This is a genomic window from Microlunatus soli, from assembly GCF_900105385.1.
GTDB classification, from domain to species: Bacteria; Actinomycetota; Actinomycetes; order Propionibacteriales; family Propionibacteriaceae; genus Microlunatus; species Microlunatus soli.
The window spans coordinates 4,347,668-4,364,598 of record NZ_LT629772.1; the positions used below are offsets into that span (position 1 = coordinate 4,347,668).

The 16,931-nt window shown below is 67.8% G+C and carries 18 protein-coding genes; 5 read left to right on the plus strand and 13 right to left on the minus strand.

Translation table 11 applies throughout. The features are described 5' to 3' along the window. Positions 1–2: 2 nt before the first annotated feature. Genes BLU38_RS19850 through BLU38_RS19875 form a run of 6 tightly spaced genes read right to left on the minus strand, consistent with a single transcriptional unit; the run spans position 3 to position 5,396 of the window. A complete protein-coding gene (locus BLU38_RS19850; protein WP_091527171.1) occupies positions 3–1,691 on the minus strand; it encodes a DUF885 domain-containing protein in 1,689 nt (562 codons plus the stop codon). Further along, on the minus strand, positions 1,681–2,901 hold the full coding sequence (locus BLU38_RS19855; RefSeq protein WP_091527172.1) for an MFS transporter: 1,221 nt from the start codon (positions 2,899–2,901) through the stop codon (positions 1,681–1,683). Before BLU38_RS19855 ends, BLU38_RS19850 begins: the two co-directional genes overlap by 11 nt. Positions 2,902–2,934: 33 nt before the next feature. Then, positions 2,935–3,327, minus strand: a complete 393-nt coding sequence (locus BLU38_RS19860; protein WP_197679787.1) for a type II toxin-antitoxin system death-on-curing family toxin — start codon at positions 3,325–3,327, stop codon at positions 2,935–2,937. Positions 3,328–3,333: 6 nt separating this feature from the next. Beyond that, positions 3,334–3,546, minus strand: a complete 213-nt coding sequence (locus tag BLU38_RS19865; RefSeq protein ID WP_091527173.1) for a hypothetical protein — start codon at positions 3,544–3,546, stop codon at positions 3,334–3,336. A gap of 57 nt (positions 3,547–3,603) precedes the next feature. Then, a complete protein-coding gene (locus tag BLU38_RS19870) occupies positions 3,604–3,828 on the minus strand; it encodes an acyl-CoA carboxylase subunit epsilon (RefSeq protein WP_091527174.1) in 225 nt (74 codons plus the stop codon). Beyond that, the gene (locus BLU38_RS19875; protein WP_091527175.1) at positions 3,825–5,396 is read right to left on the minus strand and encodes an acyl-CoA carboxylase subunit beta; all 1,572 of its coding nucleotides are present in this window, start codon (positions 5,394–5,396) and stop codon (positions 3,825–3,827) included. The genes BLU38_RS19870 and BLU38_RS19875 overlap by 4 nt, the downstream gene beginning before the upstream one ends. Positions 5,397–5,439: 43 nt before the next feature. Here BLU38_RS19875 and BLU38_RS19880 point away from each other — a divergent pair, with 43 nt between their 5' ends. The 5 genes from BLU38_RS19880 (at position 5,440) to BLU38_RS19900 (ending at position 9,250) form a co-directional block, all read left to right on the plus strand. Further along, positions 5,440–6,261 carry a biotin--[acetyl-CoA-carboxylase] ligase gene (locus tag BLU38_RS19880; RefSeq protein ID WP_091527176.1) on the plus strand — a complete coding sequence of 274 codons (822 nt, stop codon included), beginning with the start codon at positions 5,440–5,442 and terminating at the stop codon, positions 6,259–6,261. A 63-nt stretch (positions 6,262–6,324) separates the two neighbouring features. Further along, positions 6,325–6,816, plus strand: coding sequence for a PH domain-containing protein (locus BLU38_RS19885; RefSeq protein WP_091527177.1), 492 nt, complete (start codon positions 6,325–6,327; stop codon positions 6,814–6,816). Continuing rightward, complete coding sequence (locus BLU38_RS19890) at positions 6,813–7,586, plus strand: enoyl-CoA hydratase/isomerase family protein (protein WP_231919947.1); 774 nt, start codon at positions 6,813–6,815, stop codon at positions 7,584–7,586. The genes BLU38_RS19885 and BLU38_RS19890 overlap by 4 nt, the downstream gene beginning before the upstream one ends. Before the next feature lie 88 nt (positions 7,587–7,674). Beyond that, the gene (locus BLU38_RS19895; RefSeq protein WP_157683577.1) at positions 7,675–8,784 is read left to right on the plus strand and encodes a glycosyltransferase family 2 protein; all 1,110 of its coding nucleotides are present in this window, start codon (positions 7,675–7,677) and stop codon (positions 8,782–8,784) included. After that, positions 8,747–9,250 (plus strand): GtrA family protein, encoded by a 504-nt coding sequence (locus tag BLU38_RS19900; protein WP_269458125.1) that lies wholly within the window; start codon positions 8,747–8,749, stop codon positions 9,248–9,250. Before BLU38_RS19895 ends, BLU38_RS19900 begins: the two co-directional genes overlap by 38 nt. Here the strand turns inward: BLU38_RS19900 and BLU38_RS19905 are convergent. From BLU38_RS19905 to BLU38_RS19935, 7 genes are all read right to left on the minus strand, one after another. Beyond that, on the minus strand, positions 9,242–9,988 hold the full coding sequence (locus BLU38_RS19905; protein ID WP_091527179.1) for a gamma-glutamyl-gamma-aminobutyrate hydrolase family protein: 747 nt from the start codon (positions 9,986–9,988) through the stop codon (positions 9,242–9,244). The two genes, BLU38_RS19900 and BLU38_RS19905, sit on opposite strands and share 9 nt — an antisense overlap. Before the next feature lie 16 nt (positions 9,989–10,004). Beyond that, positions 10,005–10,772 (minus strand): 3-oxoacyl-ACP reductase, encoded by a 768-nt coding sequence (locus BLU38_RS19910; protein WP_091527180.1) that lies wholly within the window; start codon positions 10,770–10,772, stop codon positions 10,005–10,007. 92 nt (positions 10,773–10,864) lie between these two features. Next, positions 10,865–12,223 (minus strand): aldehyde dehydrogenase family protein, encoded by a 1,359-nt coding sequence (locus BLU38_RS19915; protein ID WP_091527181.1) that lies wholly within the window; start codon positions 12,221–12,223, stop codon positions 10,865–10,867. 34 nt (positions 12,224–12,257) lie between these two features. Next, the gene (locus BLU38_RS19920; protein WP_269458126.1) at positions 12,258–13,658 is read right to left on the minus strand and encodes a glutamine synthetase family protein; all 1,401 of its coding nucleotides are present in this window, start codon (positions 13,656–13,658) and stop codon (positions 12,258–12,260) included. A gap of 2 nt (positions 13,659–13,660) precedes the next feature. Then, positions 13,661–14,410 (minus strand): FadR/GntR family transcriptional regulator, encoded by a 750-nt coding sequence (locus BLU38_RS19925; RefSeq protein ID WP_091527182.1) that lies wholly within the window; start codon positions 14,408–14,410, stop codon positions 13,661–13,663. Next, on the minus strand, positions 14,403–15,929 hold the full coding sequence (locus tag BLU38_RS19930; protein WP_091527183.1) for an amino acid permease: 1,527 nt from the start codon (positions 15,927–15,929) through the stop codon (positions 14,403–14,405). Before BLU38_RS19930 ends, BLU38_RS19925 begins: the two co-directional genes overlap by 8 nt. A 70-nt stretch (positions 15,930–15,999) precedes the next feature. Further along, positions 16,000–16,866, minus strand: a complete 867-nt coding sequence (locus BLU38_RS19935) for an alpha/beta fold hydrolase (protein WP_091527184.1) — start codon at positions 16,864–16,866, stop codon at positions 16,000–16,002. Between the last annotated feature and the right edge of the window lie 65 nt (positions 16,867–16,931).

A 16,931-nucleotide genomic window follows, 5' to 3' on the forward strand; every position in this document is an offset into this window, starting at 1 on the left:
GATCAGAGCCTGGCCAGTGCTGCGCGCAGCGGATCCAGGCCCATCGGACCGAGATTCAGCGCGTCGGCATGGAACCGTCGCAGGTCGAAGTCGGCGCCGGCCCGCTGTCGGGCATCCTCGCGGGCCTGCAGCCAGATCCGTTCACCGATCTTGTACGACGGCGCCTGCCCCGGCCAGCCCAGATACCGGTCCAACTCGAAACGCAGCGTCGGCTCGTCGGTCGCCGTGTTCATGATCAGGAACTCCAGACCGGCCTGCGGAGTCCACCGCTCGCCCGGATGGAAACCCCACCGGTTACCGTCCGGGATCGGCAACTGCAGGTGCATACCGATATCGATGATCACCCGGGTCGCCCGGAACACCTGGGCGTCCAGCATGCCCATCCGGTTGCCGGGATCGCTGAGGTATCCGAGATCGTCCATCAGCCGCTCGGCGTACAGCGCCCAGCCCTCACCGTGCCCGGAAACCCAACACAGCAAGCGTTGCCAGCGGTTCAGCAGATCGGAACGGTAGGCGTTCTGGCCGACCTGGAGGTGATGGCCGGGCACCCCCTCGTGGTAGACGGTGGTGACCTCCTTCCAGGTGGCGAAGCTGTCGATCCCCTCCGGCACCGCCCACCACATCCTCCCCGGTCGGGAGAAGTCCTCGGTCGGGCCGGTGTAGTAGATGCCCCCGTCATGGGTCGGCGCCAGGCAGCACTCGATCCTGGCGATCGGGTCCGGGATGTCGAAGTGCGTCCCGGCAAGATCACTCAGCGCCTGGTCGGCCAGGCCTTGCATCCATTCCCGGAATGCCTCGGCGCCGGAGATCTGCCGTGCCGGATCGGCATCGAGGGCGGCATAGGCGGCCTTGATGTCCTCGCTGCCGTAGAGCTCCCGGGCGATCGCCCGCTGTTGATCTTGGAGCCGCTCCAGCTCTGCCCAACCCCACTCGTAGGTCTCCTGCAGATCGACCGTCGCCCCCAGGAAGTAGCGGCTGTTCAGCGCATAACGCTCCTCGCCGACCGCGTCCAGGCTCGGTGCGGAACCCAACAGGTCGGTCTGCAGCCAGTCGGCGAAGTCGGTGAACGCCTGCCGCGCGACATCGGCCGCTCCGCGCAGTTCGGCGGCCAACGTCTCACCGTGCTCGGCCGGCAGGCCGCCGATCAGCTCGGCGAAGAAGTCGTGGCTGCCTTGCTCGCCGGTCCAACTCCGGATCTGCTCCGCGGTGCCCTCGATCTGACGTTTGGCCGACACGTTCCCGGCGGAGGCCTCCTGCGCCAGCGTCTGCCGGGCCTGGGACAGCGGCGTGCCGACCGTCCGCAACCGGGCGGCGATGTTGCGCCAGCCGTCGGCCGTATCGGTCGGCATCAGGTCGAAGATCTCGCGGACCTCGTGGGCGACGTCGGCGATCACGCTGACCCTGCTGGTGACGATGTGCGCGTCGTACAACTCGGTCGCACAGGTCAACCGCTCGATCATCGCCTCCTTGGCGCTGTTCTCCCGCTCGTCGGTCGGTGCGGCGGCGTGCAGCGCGGCCAGCGTCCGGCGGTCGTGTTCGGCGAGCTCGGCGTAGCCGTCGGGGGAGAAGTCGTCCCACTGGTCGTCATAGCCGGCGATGCCCAGCGCAGTGGCCAGGGTCGGCTGCCGACGGACGGCATCTTCGACGTAGCGGTCGGCGATCTCGTCGACCGGACGCGACTCAGCGTTCATGGTCGCCGACCCTACCGCCCGGGCCGGTGGTGGCGGCCGCTCGGTCGCTCGGGCGTGGCCGGACCGCCGGTGCGCTGAGGAACGAGATCAGGCAGACGGCAGCGACCGCCAGCAGCGCGTGCCGGATCCCGACATGATCGCCGAGCAGACCGAGCAGCGGCGGACCGAGCAGGAAGGCGCCGTAACCGACGGTCGACACCACCGATACCCGGGCCGCGGCATGCCGTGGCTCGTCGGCGCCGGCCGACATCCCGACCGGGAAGCCCAACGCTGCGCCGGCTCCCCACAGCACGGCACCGACAGCAGCCAGGTAGACCGATGGGGCGAAGACGAAGATCAGCAGGCCGACGATCGCCGCGGCCAGGCAGCCACGCAAGGTCGCCACCCGGCCGAAGCGGTCCAGCAGTGCACTGCCGGCGTAGCGAAAGATCGTCATCGAGGCCACGAACACGGCGAACATGATCGCGCCGCCGCTGCCGCTGGCGCCCATCCCGTCCACGGTGGCCTTGGCGACCCAGTCGTTGGCGGCGCCCTCGGTCAGCGCGGCGGCCAGCACGACGAGTCCGATCGCCAACGTGCGCGGTTCTGCCCAGGCCGCCCACCGGCTGCGCGGTGCCTGTTCGTCGTCGGGGTGCTCGGCGTGTGCGGGCAGGAAGGACCGGGAGACGATGATCACCACCACCGTGCCGAGCGCGACGACACCGAACAGGTGCGACCACAGCGGAACGCCGAGATGGGCCAGCAGACCACCCAGCAGCGCACCGACGAACGCACCGCCGCTGAACGCGGCATGGAACTTCGGCATGATCGTCTTCGGCCCGCGGCGCTCGACCTCGGCGCCCTCGATGTTCTGGGCGACATCCCAGACCCCGACGCCGAAACCGAGACAGAACAGGGCGGCGCCGCAGACGAACAACCAGCCGTTCAGCAGGCTGACCGCGATCACGGACATCGCCACGCCGAGCAGCGCACCGGCGGCCCGGACCGCGCCCGCCGTGCCGAGCCGATCGACGATGCCGCCGGCCAGCGGCAGACCGAGCACCGACCCCAGCCCGACCATCAGCAGCAGCAACCCCAAGCCACCCGGCGACAGTCCGAAGATGTCGGCGACCACCGGCAGTCGGGCGGTCCAGCTGGCGATCAGCAGCCCGTTCAGCCCGAAGATCGCGAACGTCGCTGCCTGCGCGGCGCGGAGGGTAGCTGTCGTCACCGCAGAAGCCTACGGTGCTCGAGCCGGATCGGGTCAGCTGACGTGCAGTTCCAGCCAGTGAGCGATGTCGGCGACCTCGACGTGACCGGATGCGACCTCCAGGACGAATCGTTCGCCCTCGTCCGCGTCGGTCAGCAGCGTGTACCCGTTGCGTTGATAGAAGAGGGCAGTGAGAAGCCAGGACAGTCGCTTGTTACCGTCGATCAGCGGATGAGATCGGTTGAGGCTGTCGCACAGGGCGCCGGCCTTCAGGTGCAGCGTGGGATAGACCTCGACTTCGAACGCGAACGTCTGCGGCCGGACGAGGGCGCCGTTCAACAGGCCGGCATCGCGAACCGTCTGCCCGAGCATCGCGACTGCCTGCAGCGCATCGTCCAGGCGGATGTAATCAATCGAATCCGGCGGCAGGTCGGTCGGCTCCGGCACGTGTTATCACTGCGCCAGTCGACGCAGCAGTTCGCTGTCGCGATCCATGATCTCGGCGAGCGCGTCGTGCACCTCGTCATGGCGTCGGCTCCGGCTGGCTCGCTCGGCGATGGCAAGCCGGGCCACGTCCTGCATCGATCGGTGCTCGGCGGTCGCGAGATCCTGCAGCGCCTGATGCTCTTCCTCACTCAGCCGGACCAGAAACGTCTTGTCGGACACGAGAACCACCCTCCTGATATCTCTACGATATCACCGGGCTCGGTATGTCGGCCGGGGTCAGCGGCGGTAGGCCGCCTGCCAGCTGCCGGGACCTGGCGGCAGGGGTGCGCGCACGGCGCGCCAATAGGCGGCCCAACCCGAACGCGGCGCCGCGTCGGCCGCCGTCGGCGCAACGGACCGGGCGGTGATCACGGCGACGACGGCGGCGATCTCCTCGTCGGTCGGGTTGCCCTGGGTGATCGTGATCTGCGGAGCTTGCGGTTCTGCTGGCTGGTCGGTCATAGCGGAATGTTCCCGTGCTTCTTCGGCGGCAGTTGCTCGCGCTTGTTCCGCAGCAGCCGCAGGGCTCTGGTCAGTTCGGTCCGGGTCTGGTGCGGGTGGATCACCGCGTCGATGTAGCCGCGCTCGGCGGCCAGGTAGGGATTGGCGAGTTCCTCGTCGTACTCGGTGATCAACTCTGCCCGCCGGGTGTCGGGATCATCGGCATCGGCGAGCTCGCGGCGATACAGGATGTTGACCGCACCCTGGGCTCCCATCACCGCTACCTGCGCGGTCGGCCAGGCCAGGTTGATGTCGGCACCGAGGTGCTTGGAGCCCATCACGTCGTACGCGCCGCCGTAGGCCTTACGGGTGATCACCGTGACCAGCGGCACGGTCGCCTCGGCGTAGGCGAACAGCAGCTTCGCGCCGCGCCGGATGATGCCGTTCCACTCCTGATCGGTGCCGGGCAGGAAGCCGGGTACGTCGACGAAGGTGATCACCGGGATGTTGAACGCGTCGCAGGTCCGGACGAACCGGGCCGCCTTCTCCGAGGCGTTGATGTCCAGGCAGCCCGCCAACACCTGCGGCTGATTGGCGACGATGCCGACCGCGTGCCCTTCGATCCGTCCGTAGCCGGTGACGATGTTGCCGGCATACAGCGGTTGTACCTCGAGGAAGTCCGCGTCGTCCAGGACGTTCTTGATCACGTCCTGCACGTCGTAGGGCTGGTTGGGCGAGTCCGGGACCAGCAGATCGAGCTCGCGATCATGATCACTGATCTCCAGCTCCACGTCGGTCTCGAAGGCCGGAGACTCCTCGAGATTGTTCTGCGGCAGGTAGGACAGCAACTCACGCACGTAGCTGATCGCGTCCTCCTCGTCGGTGGCGAGGTAGTGCGCGTTGCCCGACGTCGTGTTGTGGGTCCGGCCGCCGCCGAGATCCTCCATCGTCACGTCCTCACCGGTGACGGTCTTGATCACGTCCGGTCCGGTGATGAACATCTGTGAGGTCTGATCGACCATCACGGTGAAGTCGGTGATCGCCGGTGAGTAGACCGCGCCGCCGGCGCACGGTCCCATGATCAACGAGATCTGCGGGATCACCCCGGAGGCGTGGGTGTTGCGTCGGAAGATCTCCCCGTACAGGCCGAGCGACACCACGCCCTCCTGGATCCGCGCACCACCGGAGTCGTTGATCCCGATCAGCGGGCAGCCGGTCTTCAGCGCGAAGTCCATCACCTTGACGATCTTCTCCCCGAACACCTGGCCGAGCGAGCCGCCGAAGACGGTGAAGTCCTGGGAGAAGACGCACACCTGGCGGCCGTCGACGGTGCCGAAGCCGGTGATCACGCCGTCGCCGTACGGACGCCGCTGCTCCATCCCGAACGAGGTGGACCGGTGCCGGGCGAATTCGTCGAGTTCGATGAACGAGCCGTCGTCCAGCAGCATCTCGATCCGCTCGCGGGCAGTCTGTTTGCCGCGTGCGTGCTGCTTCTCCACCGCTGCGGCGGAACCGGCGTGGACCGCTTCTTCCAGTCGACGGTCGAGGTCGGCCAGTTTGCCGGCCGTGGTGTGGATGTCCGACTGCATGCGTCCGACCCTAACGGGCGGGCCGAGTAGGGTCGGATCCGACATGGACACCCACGACCACGACCCCGGCGCCGGCAAGCTCGACGAGGAACGACTGCAGACCCTGCTGATCGGCCCGCAGAGTCCGTGGCAGCGGGTCGTGGTGGCCGAGCAGGCGGGTTCGACCAACGCTGATCTGGCCGACTGGGCACGCACCGGGAAGGCGTCCGACGGGACCGCGCTGTTGACCGGCTACCAATCTCGTGGGCGGGGACGGCTGGACCGTTCGTGGTCGGCGCCGCCGGAGACCAGCCTGGCGATCTCGCTGCTGGTCGTGCCCGGGACCGAGGTGCCGGCCGAACGCTGGACCTGGCTGCCGTTGATCGCCGGGATGGCGACCTCGGAGGCGATCCGTCGCGCGACGGACGTCCCGACGTTGCTGAAATGGCCCAACGACGTGATGGTCGCCGACCGCAAGCTCTGCGGCATCCTGGCCGAGCGGGTCGAGACCCCGGACGGGCCGGGCTGCGTGATCGGCATCGGCGTGAACACCGATCTGACCGAGGAGCAGTTGCCGGTGCCGTGGGCCACGTCGCTGTTGCTCGCCGGTGCCCGGACCCGGGACAAGAACACCGTGGCCGCGACCATCCTGCGGGCCTTCGGACTGCTCTACCGGAACTGGCTGGACGACTTCGACGGTTCGGCGCTGGCGCGTTCCTACGTCGCCCGCTGCGCCACCATCGGCCGTGAGGTCAGGGTCGTGCTGTCCGACAGCGAGGATGCACGCGGCCGTGCCGAGGCGATCGATGATCATGGTCGGCTGGTGGTCCGGACCGCCGATGGGCTGCAGACCTTCGGCGCCGGCGATGTGGTCCATCTGCGGTGAAAGGCGAGCGTCGAGCGGTCTCCGCGCCGGCCCATCACGGTTGAGGCCCAGTACGGTTGAGACATGGCGTTGCCCCGGAAGCTGCTCGGCGAGGACGAGCACGTCGAGATCCACCTGCGCACGCATGCGAAGGCGTTGATCCTGCCGGCGGTCGCGCTGATCCTGCTGGGCGCCGCCGTCGGAGTGGGGGCAGCGTTGATCCCGGACGAGTACGCGCCGATCGGGCCGCTGGTGGTGGTGGCGATCGGTGTCGTGCTGGCGGTCTGGTGGTGTCTGCTGCCGTTCCTGCGGTGGGCGACCACGACCTACACCGTGACCAACCGTCGGTTGATCACCCGGTCCGGCATCCTGACCAAGACCGGCCGGGACCTGCCGCTGCTGCGGATCAACGACGTCAGCTACGAACGCAGCCTGCTCGATCGACTGTTGGGGTGCGGCACGCTGCAGATCCAGACCGCTGCCGATCAAGGGGTGATCGTGTTGGACGACGTACCCGATGTCGAACAGGTGCACGTGATCATGAGCGAATTGCTGTTCTCCGGAGGTGACCGGTGACCGTCAGGATCGAACGGGGCGACGAGCACGTCGCCGAGCTCGTGATGGACCGGCCGGAGGCACTCAACGCCATCGACACCCAACAGGGCAAGGCGATCGCCGCAGCCTGTCAGGAACTCTCGGCCGACCCCACGGTACGGGCGGTGATCATCAGCACGGCGCTGGACAAGGCGTTCTGTGTCGGCGCGGATCTGAAGGAACGCAACCGGCTGAGCGATGCCGAGCTGGCCGGCTATCGCCCGGTCTCCCGGCAGGCCTACGCCGGCGTCCTCGGGCTGGCGATGCCGACGATCGCCGCGGTCGAGGGGTACGCCCTCGGTGGCGGCTGCGAACTCGCGCTGTCCTGTGACCTGATCGTCGCCTCCGACACTGCCGTGTTCGCGTTGCCCGAGGTCGGTGTCGGGGTGATCCCCGGTGGCGGCGGCACCCAACTGCTGTCCCGCCGGGTCGGGCTGAACCGGGCGCTGGATCTGATCCTGACCACCCGCCGGGTCGGCGCCGATGAAGCGGCGACGATCGGGCTGGCCGATCGCCGCGCCGTCGCCGGTGGGGCGCGGGCAGCGGCGTACGAACTCGCTGCCGTGATCGCCGCCAAATCCCCGGTCGCCATCCGCGACGCCAAGACAGCGGTCCGGGACGGCCACGACCTCCCGCTGGCCGACGGACTGGAACTGGAGGAGGCGCGCTGGCAGCACACCGCCTTCTCCGCTGACCGGGCCGAAGGGGTGGCCGCCTTCGTGGAGAAGCGGACGCCGCACTGGCCTGGATGAACGACCTGTGTCGACTCTGATCGAAGGTTCTTGACACTGCGTCGAGTCCGCCTTTAGCTTGCGGTTGGAAAGCCGCAGGGGGCACAGGGTGAATGAACCGTCCGTCGGGGTCTCGGTGATCATTTCGACCTACAACAGCAGCGAGCTGTTGGCCGGCGCGCTGCTCGCACTGCGGGCGCAGACGCTGCCACCCGAACAGCTCGAGGTGATCGTCGTCGACGACGGCTCGACCGACGACACGTGGTCGGACCTGGAGATCCTGGCCGAATCCTGGCCGCAGCTGTGGATCTTCCGCCAACCGAACTCCGGTACGCCCTCGGTCGGCCGCAACGTCGGGCTACGCCGGGCGACGGGCCGCTTTGTGTTCTTCCACGACGCCGACGACTGGATGCCGCCGTACGCGTTGCAGGAGCTCGTCGACCGGGCCGACACCCTGGATGCCGACGTCGTCGTCGGACGGACCCGAAGCATCGGCATCGGCCACCGGCATTCCCGGCTGCGGGAGGCCGCCGATGCCGATCTGATCACCGACGGGGTCTGGCGGAGCCTGTCGGCGCAGAAGCTGTTCCGTCGCACGCTGCTGCAGCGGCTCGGCCTGGAGTTCTGCGAGGACATGGTGCAGGGCGAGGACCAGATCTTTGCCGCCACAGCACTGCTGGCCGCTCGTCGGGTCAGCACTCTGACCGAGAAGACGTACTACGTCCGGCGCCGGGACCGTGGTGACGGCGGCAACCTGTCCCGGCGGCCCCAGTCGTTGGCCAACAAGGTGCTCACCTGCAGCCGACTGACCCGGCAGATCGAAGCGTCGGTGCCGGTGGACCAGCAGCCGGCGTACTTCCGTCGGGTGCTGCTGCGAACACTCGCGCCCGCACTCGACGGGCCGTTCATGAACGCCGGGCCGGAGCAGCAGGCCGCGGCTCTGACCGAATTGCAGGCAACGGTGCTGCCACACCTGACCGACCGGCTGCTGGCCACAGTGTCCGACGCCCGCCGACTGCGGCTGCTGATCGCGGCCACGGGGACGGCCGAGGACCTGAGGCACCTGAATCGGCGGCTGCGGGACGGCACGGAAAACAGGATCGTCGAACAGGTCTCCGCCCACCGGACCAGGAAGCTGCGTCGCTACACCGACCGGTTGCGTCACCTCTTACCCTTGTCGGGTGCCAGAAGAACGCCAGGAGGTCGCGCCGAGCGGTGATCTCGGCCTGCCCTCTTCGGCGCTACCACCTCCAGCGGCGTCGTCCGGCCCGGGACACCACCACCACCGGCTGCCGGTGCAGCTGTTCCGCTTCGTGCTGACCGGCGGGCTGTCAGCCGTCGTCGACTTCGGCGTGCTGGTGCTGCTGATGCATCTCGGACTGCCGCACACCCCCGCCAAGGCGGTGTCGTTCGTCTGTGGCACGACAACGGCCTACCTGATCAATCGGCGGTGGACCTTCCGGGCCGGGCCGTCCCGGCGCCGGTTCTTCGGAGTGTTGATCTTGTACGGCGGGACGTTCCTGATCCAGGTCGGCCTGTTCAGCCTGATCTTCGCGCTGCTCCAGGACCGGTTGCCGCTGCTGTTGGTGCAGGGCATCGCGTTCGTGATCGCCCAGGGCGTGGCGACCACGGTCAACTTCATCGTGCAGCGGGCCGTGATCTTCAAGCATCGCCCGTCAGCCTGACGGGGTACAGGCCCGCACCAGACCGCCGAACAGGCCGGCATCGTCGCGTTCCTCGGGATGCCACTGGATTCCGAGGTTGAACCGGTCGGCCGACCCGTCGGCCTCCATCGCCTCCAGTACGCCGTCGGCAGACCATGCGGTCGCGCGGAACCCCGGGTGGGTCGCCACCGCCTGATGATGGTGGCAACTGACCGTCAGCCGATCTCCGACCGTCGACGCCGAGACCAGCGACGCCAGCCGGGATCCCGGCTCGATCGACACCGCCACCTCGCCGTAGACCCGGCCGCCGGGGGAGTGGGCCGAGTGACCGACCACCTCGGGAACGTGCTGATGCAGGGTCCCACCGCCGTGCACGGCCATCACCTGCACGCCGCGGCAGATTCCCAATGTCGGCAGGGATACCGCCGCTGCGGCATCCAGCAATGCCAGTTCCCAGACGTCGCGTTGACCGTGCGGCTCGTCGGTCTCGCGATGGCGTTCGGCCCCGTAGCGACTCGGATCGACGTCGGATCCGCCGGTGATCACCAGGCCATCGATCCGCGATACCGCGGTGTCGGCGAACTCCGCGGCCGGCAGTCCCTCGGACGGTGGTGGGAGCAGCATCGCGATGCCACCGGCAGCCTCGATCGATCGGGTGTAGGTGGTCGGCAGCAACACCGCTTCGCCGTCCCAGACACCCCACTGCGCGTCGACCCGGTAGGTGCTCAGCCCGATCACCGGCCGACCTGATCCGGTCATGATCAACTCCTCGAGGTCAGAGCGGGGTGACGTAGGCGGCGGAGATGCCGCCGTCGACCAGGAACGTGCTGGCGGTGATGAAACTGGCGTCGTCGCTGGCCAGGAACAGCACCGCGTTGGCGATCTCCTCCGGTTCGGCGAACCGTCCCATCGGAACATGCACCATCCGGCGGGCAGCCCGTTCCGGATCATCGGCGAAGAGTTCCTGCAGCAGCGGAGTGTTCACCGGACCGGGGCACAGCGCATTGACCCGGATCCCGGACCGGGCGAACTGCACACCCAGCTCGCGGGTCATCGCCAGCACGCCACCCTTGGAAGCGGAGTAGGAGATCTGCGAGGTGGCCGCACCCATCACCGCGACGAAGGACGCGGTGTTGATGATCGACCCGCGTTGTTGCTCGGTCATGATCGCCAGCGCGGCCTTGCTGCACAGGTACACGCTGGTCAGGTTGACCTGCTGCACCTGATGCCAGGTGTCCAGGTCGGTGTCCAGGATCGAATCGTCCTCCGGCGGTGAGATGCCGGCGTTGTTGAACGCGATGTCCACCGAGCCGTACTGCTGCTGTGCGGTCCGGAACAGGTTGGTCACCTGGTCGGCGTCGGTGACGTCGGTGTGCACGAACGCCCCGTCGATCGAGTCGGCGATCTGTTCGCCGTTGGCATCGTCGAGGTCCCCGATCACCACTCGGGCCCCTTCGTCGGCCAACCGTCGCACGGTCGCCAGCCCGATCCCGGAGCAGCCGCCGGTGATCACCGCGACCTTGCCGTCCACCCGTCCAGTCATGAAATTCCTATCTCCCAAAGGGTCCTGAGCCTGTCGCCGGACCGTTTCCCGTTCCCGTTTCCCTGGCCCTTCGACAAGCTCGGGGACCGTTGTCAGCTGTCGGCGATGAAGACGTTCTTCTCTTCGGTGTAGGCATCCGCGGCGTCCGGGCCGAGTTCGCGACCCAGCCCGGACTGCTTGTAGCCGCCGAACGGCGTCCAGTAGCGCACCGCGGAATGCGAGTTGACGCTGAGGTTGCCGGCCCGGATCGCCCGGGAGACCCGGAGCCCGCGGCCGAGGTCGGAGGTGAAGATCGAACCGGCCAGGCCGTAGTCGGAATCGTTGGCCAACCGGATCGCGTCGGCCTCGTCGGTGAACGGCAGCACCGACACCACGGGACCGAAGATCTCCTCCCGCCACCGCCGATCGGCGGTGCTGGTGGTGGTGATCACCGTCGGCGGCATCCAGTAGCCCGGGCCGTCCGGTGCGCTGCCGGTGTAGGCGATGTCGGCATCGTCGAGATAGCCCCGCACCCGGTCCCGATGCTCGGCCGAGATCAGTGGCCCCATCGCGGTCGCCGGATCCCGCGGGTCACCGACCCGGACGGCTCGGACCGCGGGCTCGAGCAGTTCCAGGAAGCGGTCGAACACCGAGGCCTGCACCAGGATCCTGGACCGGGCACAGCAGTCCTGCCCGGAGTTGTCGAAAACGGCATCCGGAGCCGACGCCGCAGCTCGTTCGAGGTCGGCGTCGGCGAAGATCACGTTGGCGCTCTTGCCGCCGAGCTCCAAGGTGCAGCGCTTCACCTGGTCGGCGCAGCCGGCCAAGATCGTCTTCCCGACCCGGGTCGATCCGGTGAAGTTGATCTTGGCGATGTCGGGATGCTCGACCAGCCGCCGGCCGACGACCGGCCCGGCGCCCGGAAGCACGGTGAACACTCCCTCGCCGATGCCGGCCTCGCGGGCGAGCTCGGCCAACCGCAGCGCGGTCAACGGGGTGCTCTCGGCCGGCTTCAGCACGACACAGTTGCCGGCCGCCAGGGCCGGCGCGAATCCCCAGCCGGCAATCGGCATCGGGAAGTTCCAGGGCACGATCACGCCAACCACGCCGAGCGGCTCGCGGAAGGTGATGTCGACGCCTCCGGGGACCGGGATCTGCTTGCCGAACAGGCGTTCCGGGGCGGCGGAGTAGTAGTTCAGCACGTCGCGGACGTTGCCGGCCTCCCATCGTGCGTTGCCGATCGGATGGCCGGCATTGCTGACCTCCAGGTCGGCCAGCTCGTCCAGATGATCATCGACCAGCTGGGCGAACCGACGCAGCAGCCGGGCACGCTCACCGGGGGCGACATCACGCCAACCCGGGAAGGCCCGCACCGCCGCGGCGACCGCGGCATCGGTCTGCTCGACCGATGCGAGCTCGACGGTCGCGATCTGCTGTTCGGTGCTCGGATCGATCACCGCATACCCGGTCATGAGTTCTTCCACCTCCCGTGTCGGTCTGGATCGGTCACATTCTCTCGAAGCAACGGCGGCGCTCCCAATCGGTGACGCTGGCGTTGAACGCGGTCAGCTCGGTGTCGGCCATGTGGGTGTAGTGGTCGACGACGGCGTCGCCGAACACCTCGCGGGCGACCGCAGAGCCGGCGAACGCCTCCCGTGCTGAGGCCAGGGTCTGCGGCACCTCGGGCACCTCGGCGGTGTAGGCGTTGCCGGCGATCGGTTCGGGTAGCGGCAGGTCGTGTTCCACTCCGTACAGCCCGCCACCGATCATCGCGGCCAGCGCCAGATACGGGTTGACGTCACCTCCGGGGACCCGGTTCTCCAACCGGGCCGAGGATCCGTGGCCGACCAGCCGGACCGCGCAGGTCCGATTGTCCTCGCCCCAGGCGATCTTGGTCGGTGCGAAGGAGCCGTCGGCGAATCGCTTGTAGGAGTTGATGTTCGGCGCGTAGAGCAGGGTGAAGTCGGCCATCGTCGCCAGCACCCCGGCGATGAAGGCGTCGTACAGCGGGGTCCGGCCGTCATCCCAGAAGGCGATGCTGTCGTCCTGGCCCCGCAGCGACAGGTGGATATGGCAGGAGTTGCCCTCCCGTTCGTCGTACTTGGCCATGAACGTGATGGATCGACCCTGCGCCGCCGCGATCTCCTTGGCGGCGTTCTTGTAGACGACGTGATTGTCGGCCGTGGTCAGTGCGTCGGCGTAGCGGAAGCCGATCTCCTGTTGGCCGAGATTGCATTCGCCCTTGGCCGATTCGACATTCATCCCGGCGCCGTACATCGCGTTGCGGATCTCACGCAGCAGCGGCTCGATCCTGCTGCCGGCCAGGATCGAGTAGTCGGCGTTGTACGGCACCGCCGGCACCAGTCCGCGATAGTCGGACTCGAGAGCTTCGGTGTAGCCGGTGTCGAACACCATGAACTCCAGTTCGGTGCCGGCGACGGCACGCAGTCCCCGGGACGCCACCCGATCGAGCTGTCGACGCAGGATCGTCCGTGGCGACTCTGCGACCGGTGTCCGGTCCAGCCAGGTCAGGTCGCACTGCACCATCGCCGCCCCGCTCTGATGTGGCAACAGTCGTAGCGTCTCGGTGTCCAGCACGAACACCATGTCGCCGTAGCCGCGCTGCCAGGAGGAGATGGCGTAACCGTCGACGGTGTTCATCTCGACGTCGACGGCGAGCAGGTAGTTGCAGCCCTCGGTGCCGTCGGCGAGCACGTGGTCGACGAAGTAATTGGCGTGCATCCGCTTGCCCTGCAGCCGCCCCTGCATGTCGGTGAAGCAGACGACCACGGTGTCGATGTCACCGCTGTCGATCATGGTCTGCAGACCGGCGACACTCAGGTGTCGGTCGGTCCGTAGGCCGAGCTGGTTTCTCATCAGATTGCCCTCCCGTTGATCATGATTCATGATCAGCTCAGCAGCCCGCGGAGCAGGGCGGCCGTGTCGTCGCAGTGTTGCTCCATCGTGCGCCGGGCCGTTGTCGCCCGGCCGCGGAGAATGGCGTCCACGATGGTGTCGTGTTGAGCGTCGGAATGGTCGATGTTGGCCGGCAGCATCGGGATCGCGGTCAGCAGGGTGTGCAGGTCGGCCTGTGCTCGGGTGACGGCTTCGATCAGTTGCGCCGATCCGGTGGTCGTCGCGATCGCCAGATGGAGCCGGGAGTCGGCCTGCCGATACTCCGCCGGCTTCTCGGCCTCACCGACACCGGCCAGTGAGGACCGCAACAGCCGGCGTTCCTCCTCACCGAGTCCCCGCTCGGCCGCCAGTTGGGCTGCGCCGGGCTCGACGACCCGTCGGAACACCAGCGAGTCCATCAAACGGTCCCGTTGCTCGGTGATCTTCTTCCGTGGTCCGCGGGCCGGCGTCGTCGGGCGTTGGCTGACGATGGTGCCGCCGCCCCGTCCGCGGACGGTGCGGACCATGCCGGCCTCGCGGAGCGCTGCGATCGCCTCCCGCAGCGTCGTCCGGGAAACCCCCATCCGGCTGCTCAGTTCCCGTTCCGACGGCAGCGTGCTGCCTTCGGCGAACACGCCGAGCCGGATCGCGGTGGCGAGCCGCTCGACGCAGTCCTCGAAGGCGTGCCGGCCGCGACCGGCTCCGAGGATGTCGGCGGCCAGCCGATGGTCGGCCGGCCCTTCAGCTCGGGAGGCGTCACTCATCGAGGACCTCGCCGGCCCCCTTGGTCAGGTGTTCCTCCTCGGCCGAGCCGCGCATGAAGTTGCTCCGTCCGCCGACGAACCAGGTGACGATCGAGAAGATCACCACCACCGCGACCGCGATCGGGGCGTAGTTGAACGTGCTGATGGTCACCGGTGATGCCGGTGGCAGCACGAACAGGATGCAGATGATCACCACCCAGACCACGGCGATCCAGCCGATCAGTGGTGAGAAGCGGCCGAGGTTCCACGGCCCGGGAGTGAACTCCTTGTTGAGCCGGCGGAGCAACACCGGTACCACGTAGGCGATGTAGAGGCCGATCACCGCGATCGAGGTGACCGCCAGGTACGCGGTGGTGTTGAACAGCGCCGGGACCGCCAGGATCACCGAGCAGGTGACGCACAGCCAGATCGAGTTGGTCGGTGTACCGGTCCGCGGGTTCACCTTCGACCAGATCCGCGAGCCGGGCAGCGCATTGTCGCGGGAGAAGGCGTAGGACATCCGCGAGTTGGCCGTCACCGACGCCATCCCGCAGAAGAACTGGGCGACACAGACGATGAACAGACAGAACTTCGCTACCGCCGGGGAACCCAACGAATCAAGGAAGATCTGGGCCGGTGGCAGACCGGTGTCACTGGCCGCCAGAGCGGTCAAGCCGGCCTCGGAGCGGTCCGGGATCGCCGCGGTGATGGAGAACAGCAGGATGAAGCCGCCGATCACCGACACCAGCACCGAGGTGACGATCCCGCGAGGCGCCGAACGGGATGCGTTCCTGGTCTCCTCGGCGACGTGTGCGGAGGCGTCATAGCCGGTGTAGGTGTACTGCGCCATCAACAGACCCATCAGGAACACGTACGGGCCCAGGGTCCAGCCGGTCTCGTTGTGCCAGCCGGTCAGGGTCCAGCCAACCGACTGATGATGATCGGGCAGCGCCCACAAGATCACCACGATGACGGCGACACCGGCCAGATGCCACCAGGCCGAGACACTGGACAGCAGGCTGACCAGGTTGACACCGAAAGCGTTCAGCAGGGCATGGATGACGATGATCACCACGAACGTGATGAAGGTGCTGAGCGGTGTCGGCTCGAAGCCGAAGGTCAGGTTGGCGAACGCCATCCAGGTCGAGGCGCAGCCGTAGTCGATCGCCGCCGTGACGGCGATCTCGCCGAGGAAGTTGAACCAGCCGACGAACCAGGCCCACTGGCGCTTGTTGGTCCGGGCCAGCCGACCGGCCCAGAAGTAGAGACCACCGGCGGTCGGGTAGCGGGAGCAGACCTCGGCCATCGCCGCCGAGACCGCCAGCACCATCACTCCGACGATCAGCCAGCCGAGCACCAGGGTCGACGGTCCGCCCGAGGTGAGCGCGATCTTGTAGCTGGTGATGCAGCCGGCCAGGATCGAGATGATCGAGAACGACACCGCGAAGTTGGAGAAGCCGGACATCCGCCGGTGCAACTCCTGTTTGTAGCCGAGTTCTGCGAGCAGAGCCTCATCGCTCGATCCATGATCATCGCTCATACCCGGTCAGTCTGGCCAGCTCATGAACCGGTTGTCAATGGTCTGGCTTCAAACCATTAGGAGTCTGGCTTCAAACCTTGTCGGCGATGATCCGGGCCAACTCGCGTGGCATCGACAGGAAGGGGGAGTGCGAGGACTCCAGACAGTCGACGGTGGTCGGATTGTCCGGAAACGCCGCGTCCGCCTCGGCGATGAAACGCTGCTGGACCGCCGGCATCAGCGCCCGGTCCTCGGTGCAGACGATGTAGCTGCGCGGTACCGATCCCCAGCCGGCGGCGGTCAGCGTGGTGCCGCCGAGGGTGATACCGACGGGCGAGTCCGGGGACAGCAGGGCGATCGCGGCATCGGCCAGGGAGCGGTCCACGTCGTGATACAGGGCGTGCCGCACTGCCGCCAGATAGCGCTGATCATCGGTCCCGAGATCGAGCCGCAGGGCGCCGGTCTGTGTCGGATCGCCGCGGTACAGCGGGCGGAGTTCGTTACCGGCTGCCTCGCCGATCTCGTTGTAGAACGCGGGTTCCACGCCCGATGCCGGCATGAACGCGGTGAGGTAGATCGCGTGCGCGATCGACTCCGGTGCCTGTTCGGCGACCCGGGTGAGCACCAGACCGGCGGTGCTGTGGGCCAGCACCGACACCGGCGAGCCGCCGCCGATCTGCTCGATCTGGGAAAGCAGCAGATCCGCGGCGTCGTCCATGCTGACCCGAGGTCCGGGGGTGATCGCGGTGTCGACGGCGACCGGATCGTGCCGGCCGTGGCCGTAGCTGGCCGGTCGTCGGGCATACAGTCCATGGCCGGCCAGGTCGACGGGGACGACGATGCGTCCGGTCGCTGCGAGGTAGGGCAGGACCTCACTCCAGCACCAGGAACCGTGCCAGAGCCCGCTCAGCAACAGCAGGGGTGTCGGCCGGACCGAGTCGGTCGTGGGAACGGGCATGGCGGGAGCGTCGCACGGCGCACGCCGCCTGGCGACGAATTTCGAGCCGGGTCAAATCTGAGATC

Coding starts and splice junctions, on each gene's coding strand:
- BLU38_RS19875 (WP_091527175.1), bottom strand. CDS start 5,396: ATGCAGTCGGACATCCACACCACGGCCGGCAAACTGGCCGACCTCGAC.
- BLU38_RS19935 (WP_091527184.1), bottom strand. CDS start 16,866: ATGCCCGTTCCCACGACCGACTCGGTCCGGCCGACACCCCTGCTGTTG.
- BLU38_RS19910 (WP_091527180.1), bottom strand. CDS start 10,772: ATGACTGGACGGGTGGACGGCAAGGTCGCGGTGATCACCGGCGGCTGC.
- BLU38_RS19905 (WP_091527179.1), bottom strand. CDS start 9,988: ATGACCGGATCAGGTCGGCCGGTGATCGGGCTGAGCACCTACCGGGTC.
- BLU38_RS19920 (WP_269458126.1), bottom strand. CDS start 13,658: ATGAATCATGATCAACGGGAGGGCAATCTGATGAGAAACCAGCTCGGC.
- BLU38_RS19870 (WP_091527174.1), bottom strand. CDS start 3,828: ATGACCGACCAGCCAGCAGAACCGCAAGCTCCGCAGATCACGATCACC.
- BLU38_RS19880 (WP_091527176.1), top strand. CDS start 5,440: ATGGACACCCACGACCACGACCCCGGCGCCGGCAAGCTCGACGAGGAA.
- BLU38_RS19915 (WP_091527181.1), bottom strand. CDS start 12,223: ATGACCGGGTATGCGGTGATCGATCCGAGCACCGAACAGCAGATCGCG.
- BLU38_RS19925 (WP_091527182.1), bottom strand. CDS start 14,410: ATGAGTGACGCCTCCCGAGCTGAAGGGCCGGCCGACCATCGGCTGGCC.
- BLU38_RS19850 (WP_091527171.1), bottom strand. CDS start 1,691: ATGAACGCTGAGTCGCGTCCGGTCGACGAGATCGCCGACCGCTACGTC.
- BLU38_RS19885 (WP_091527177.1), top strand. CDS start 6,325: ATGGCGTTGCCCCGGAAGCTGCTCGGCGAGGACGAGCACGTCGAGATC.
- BLU38_RS19930 (WP_091527183.1), bottom strand. CDS start 15,929: ATGAGCGATGATCATGGATCGAGCGATGAGGCTCTGCTCGCAGAACTC.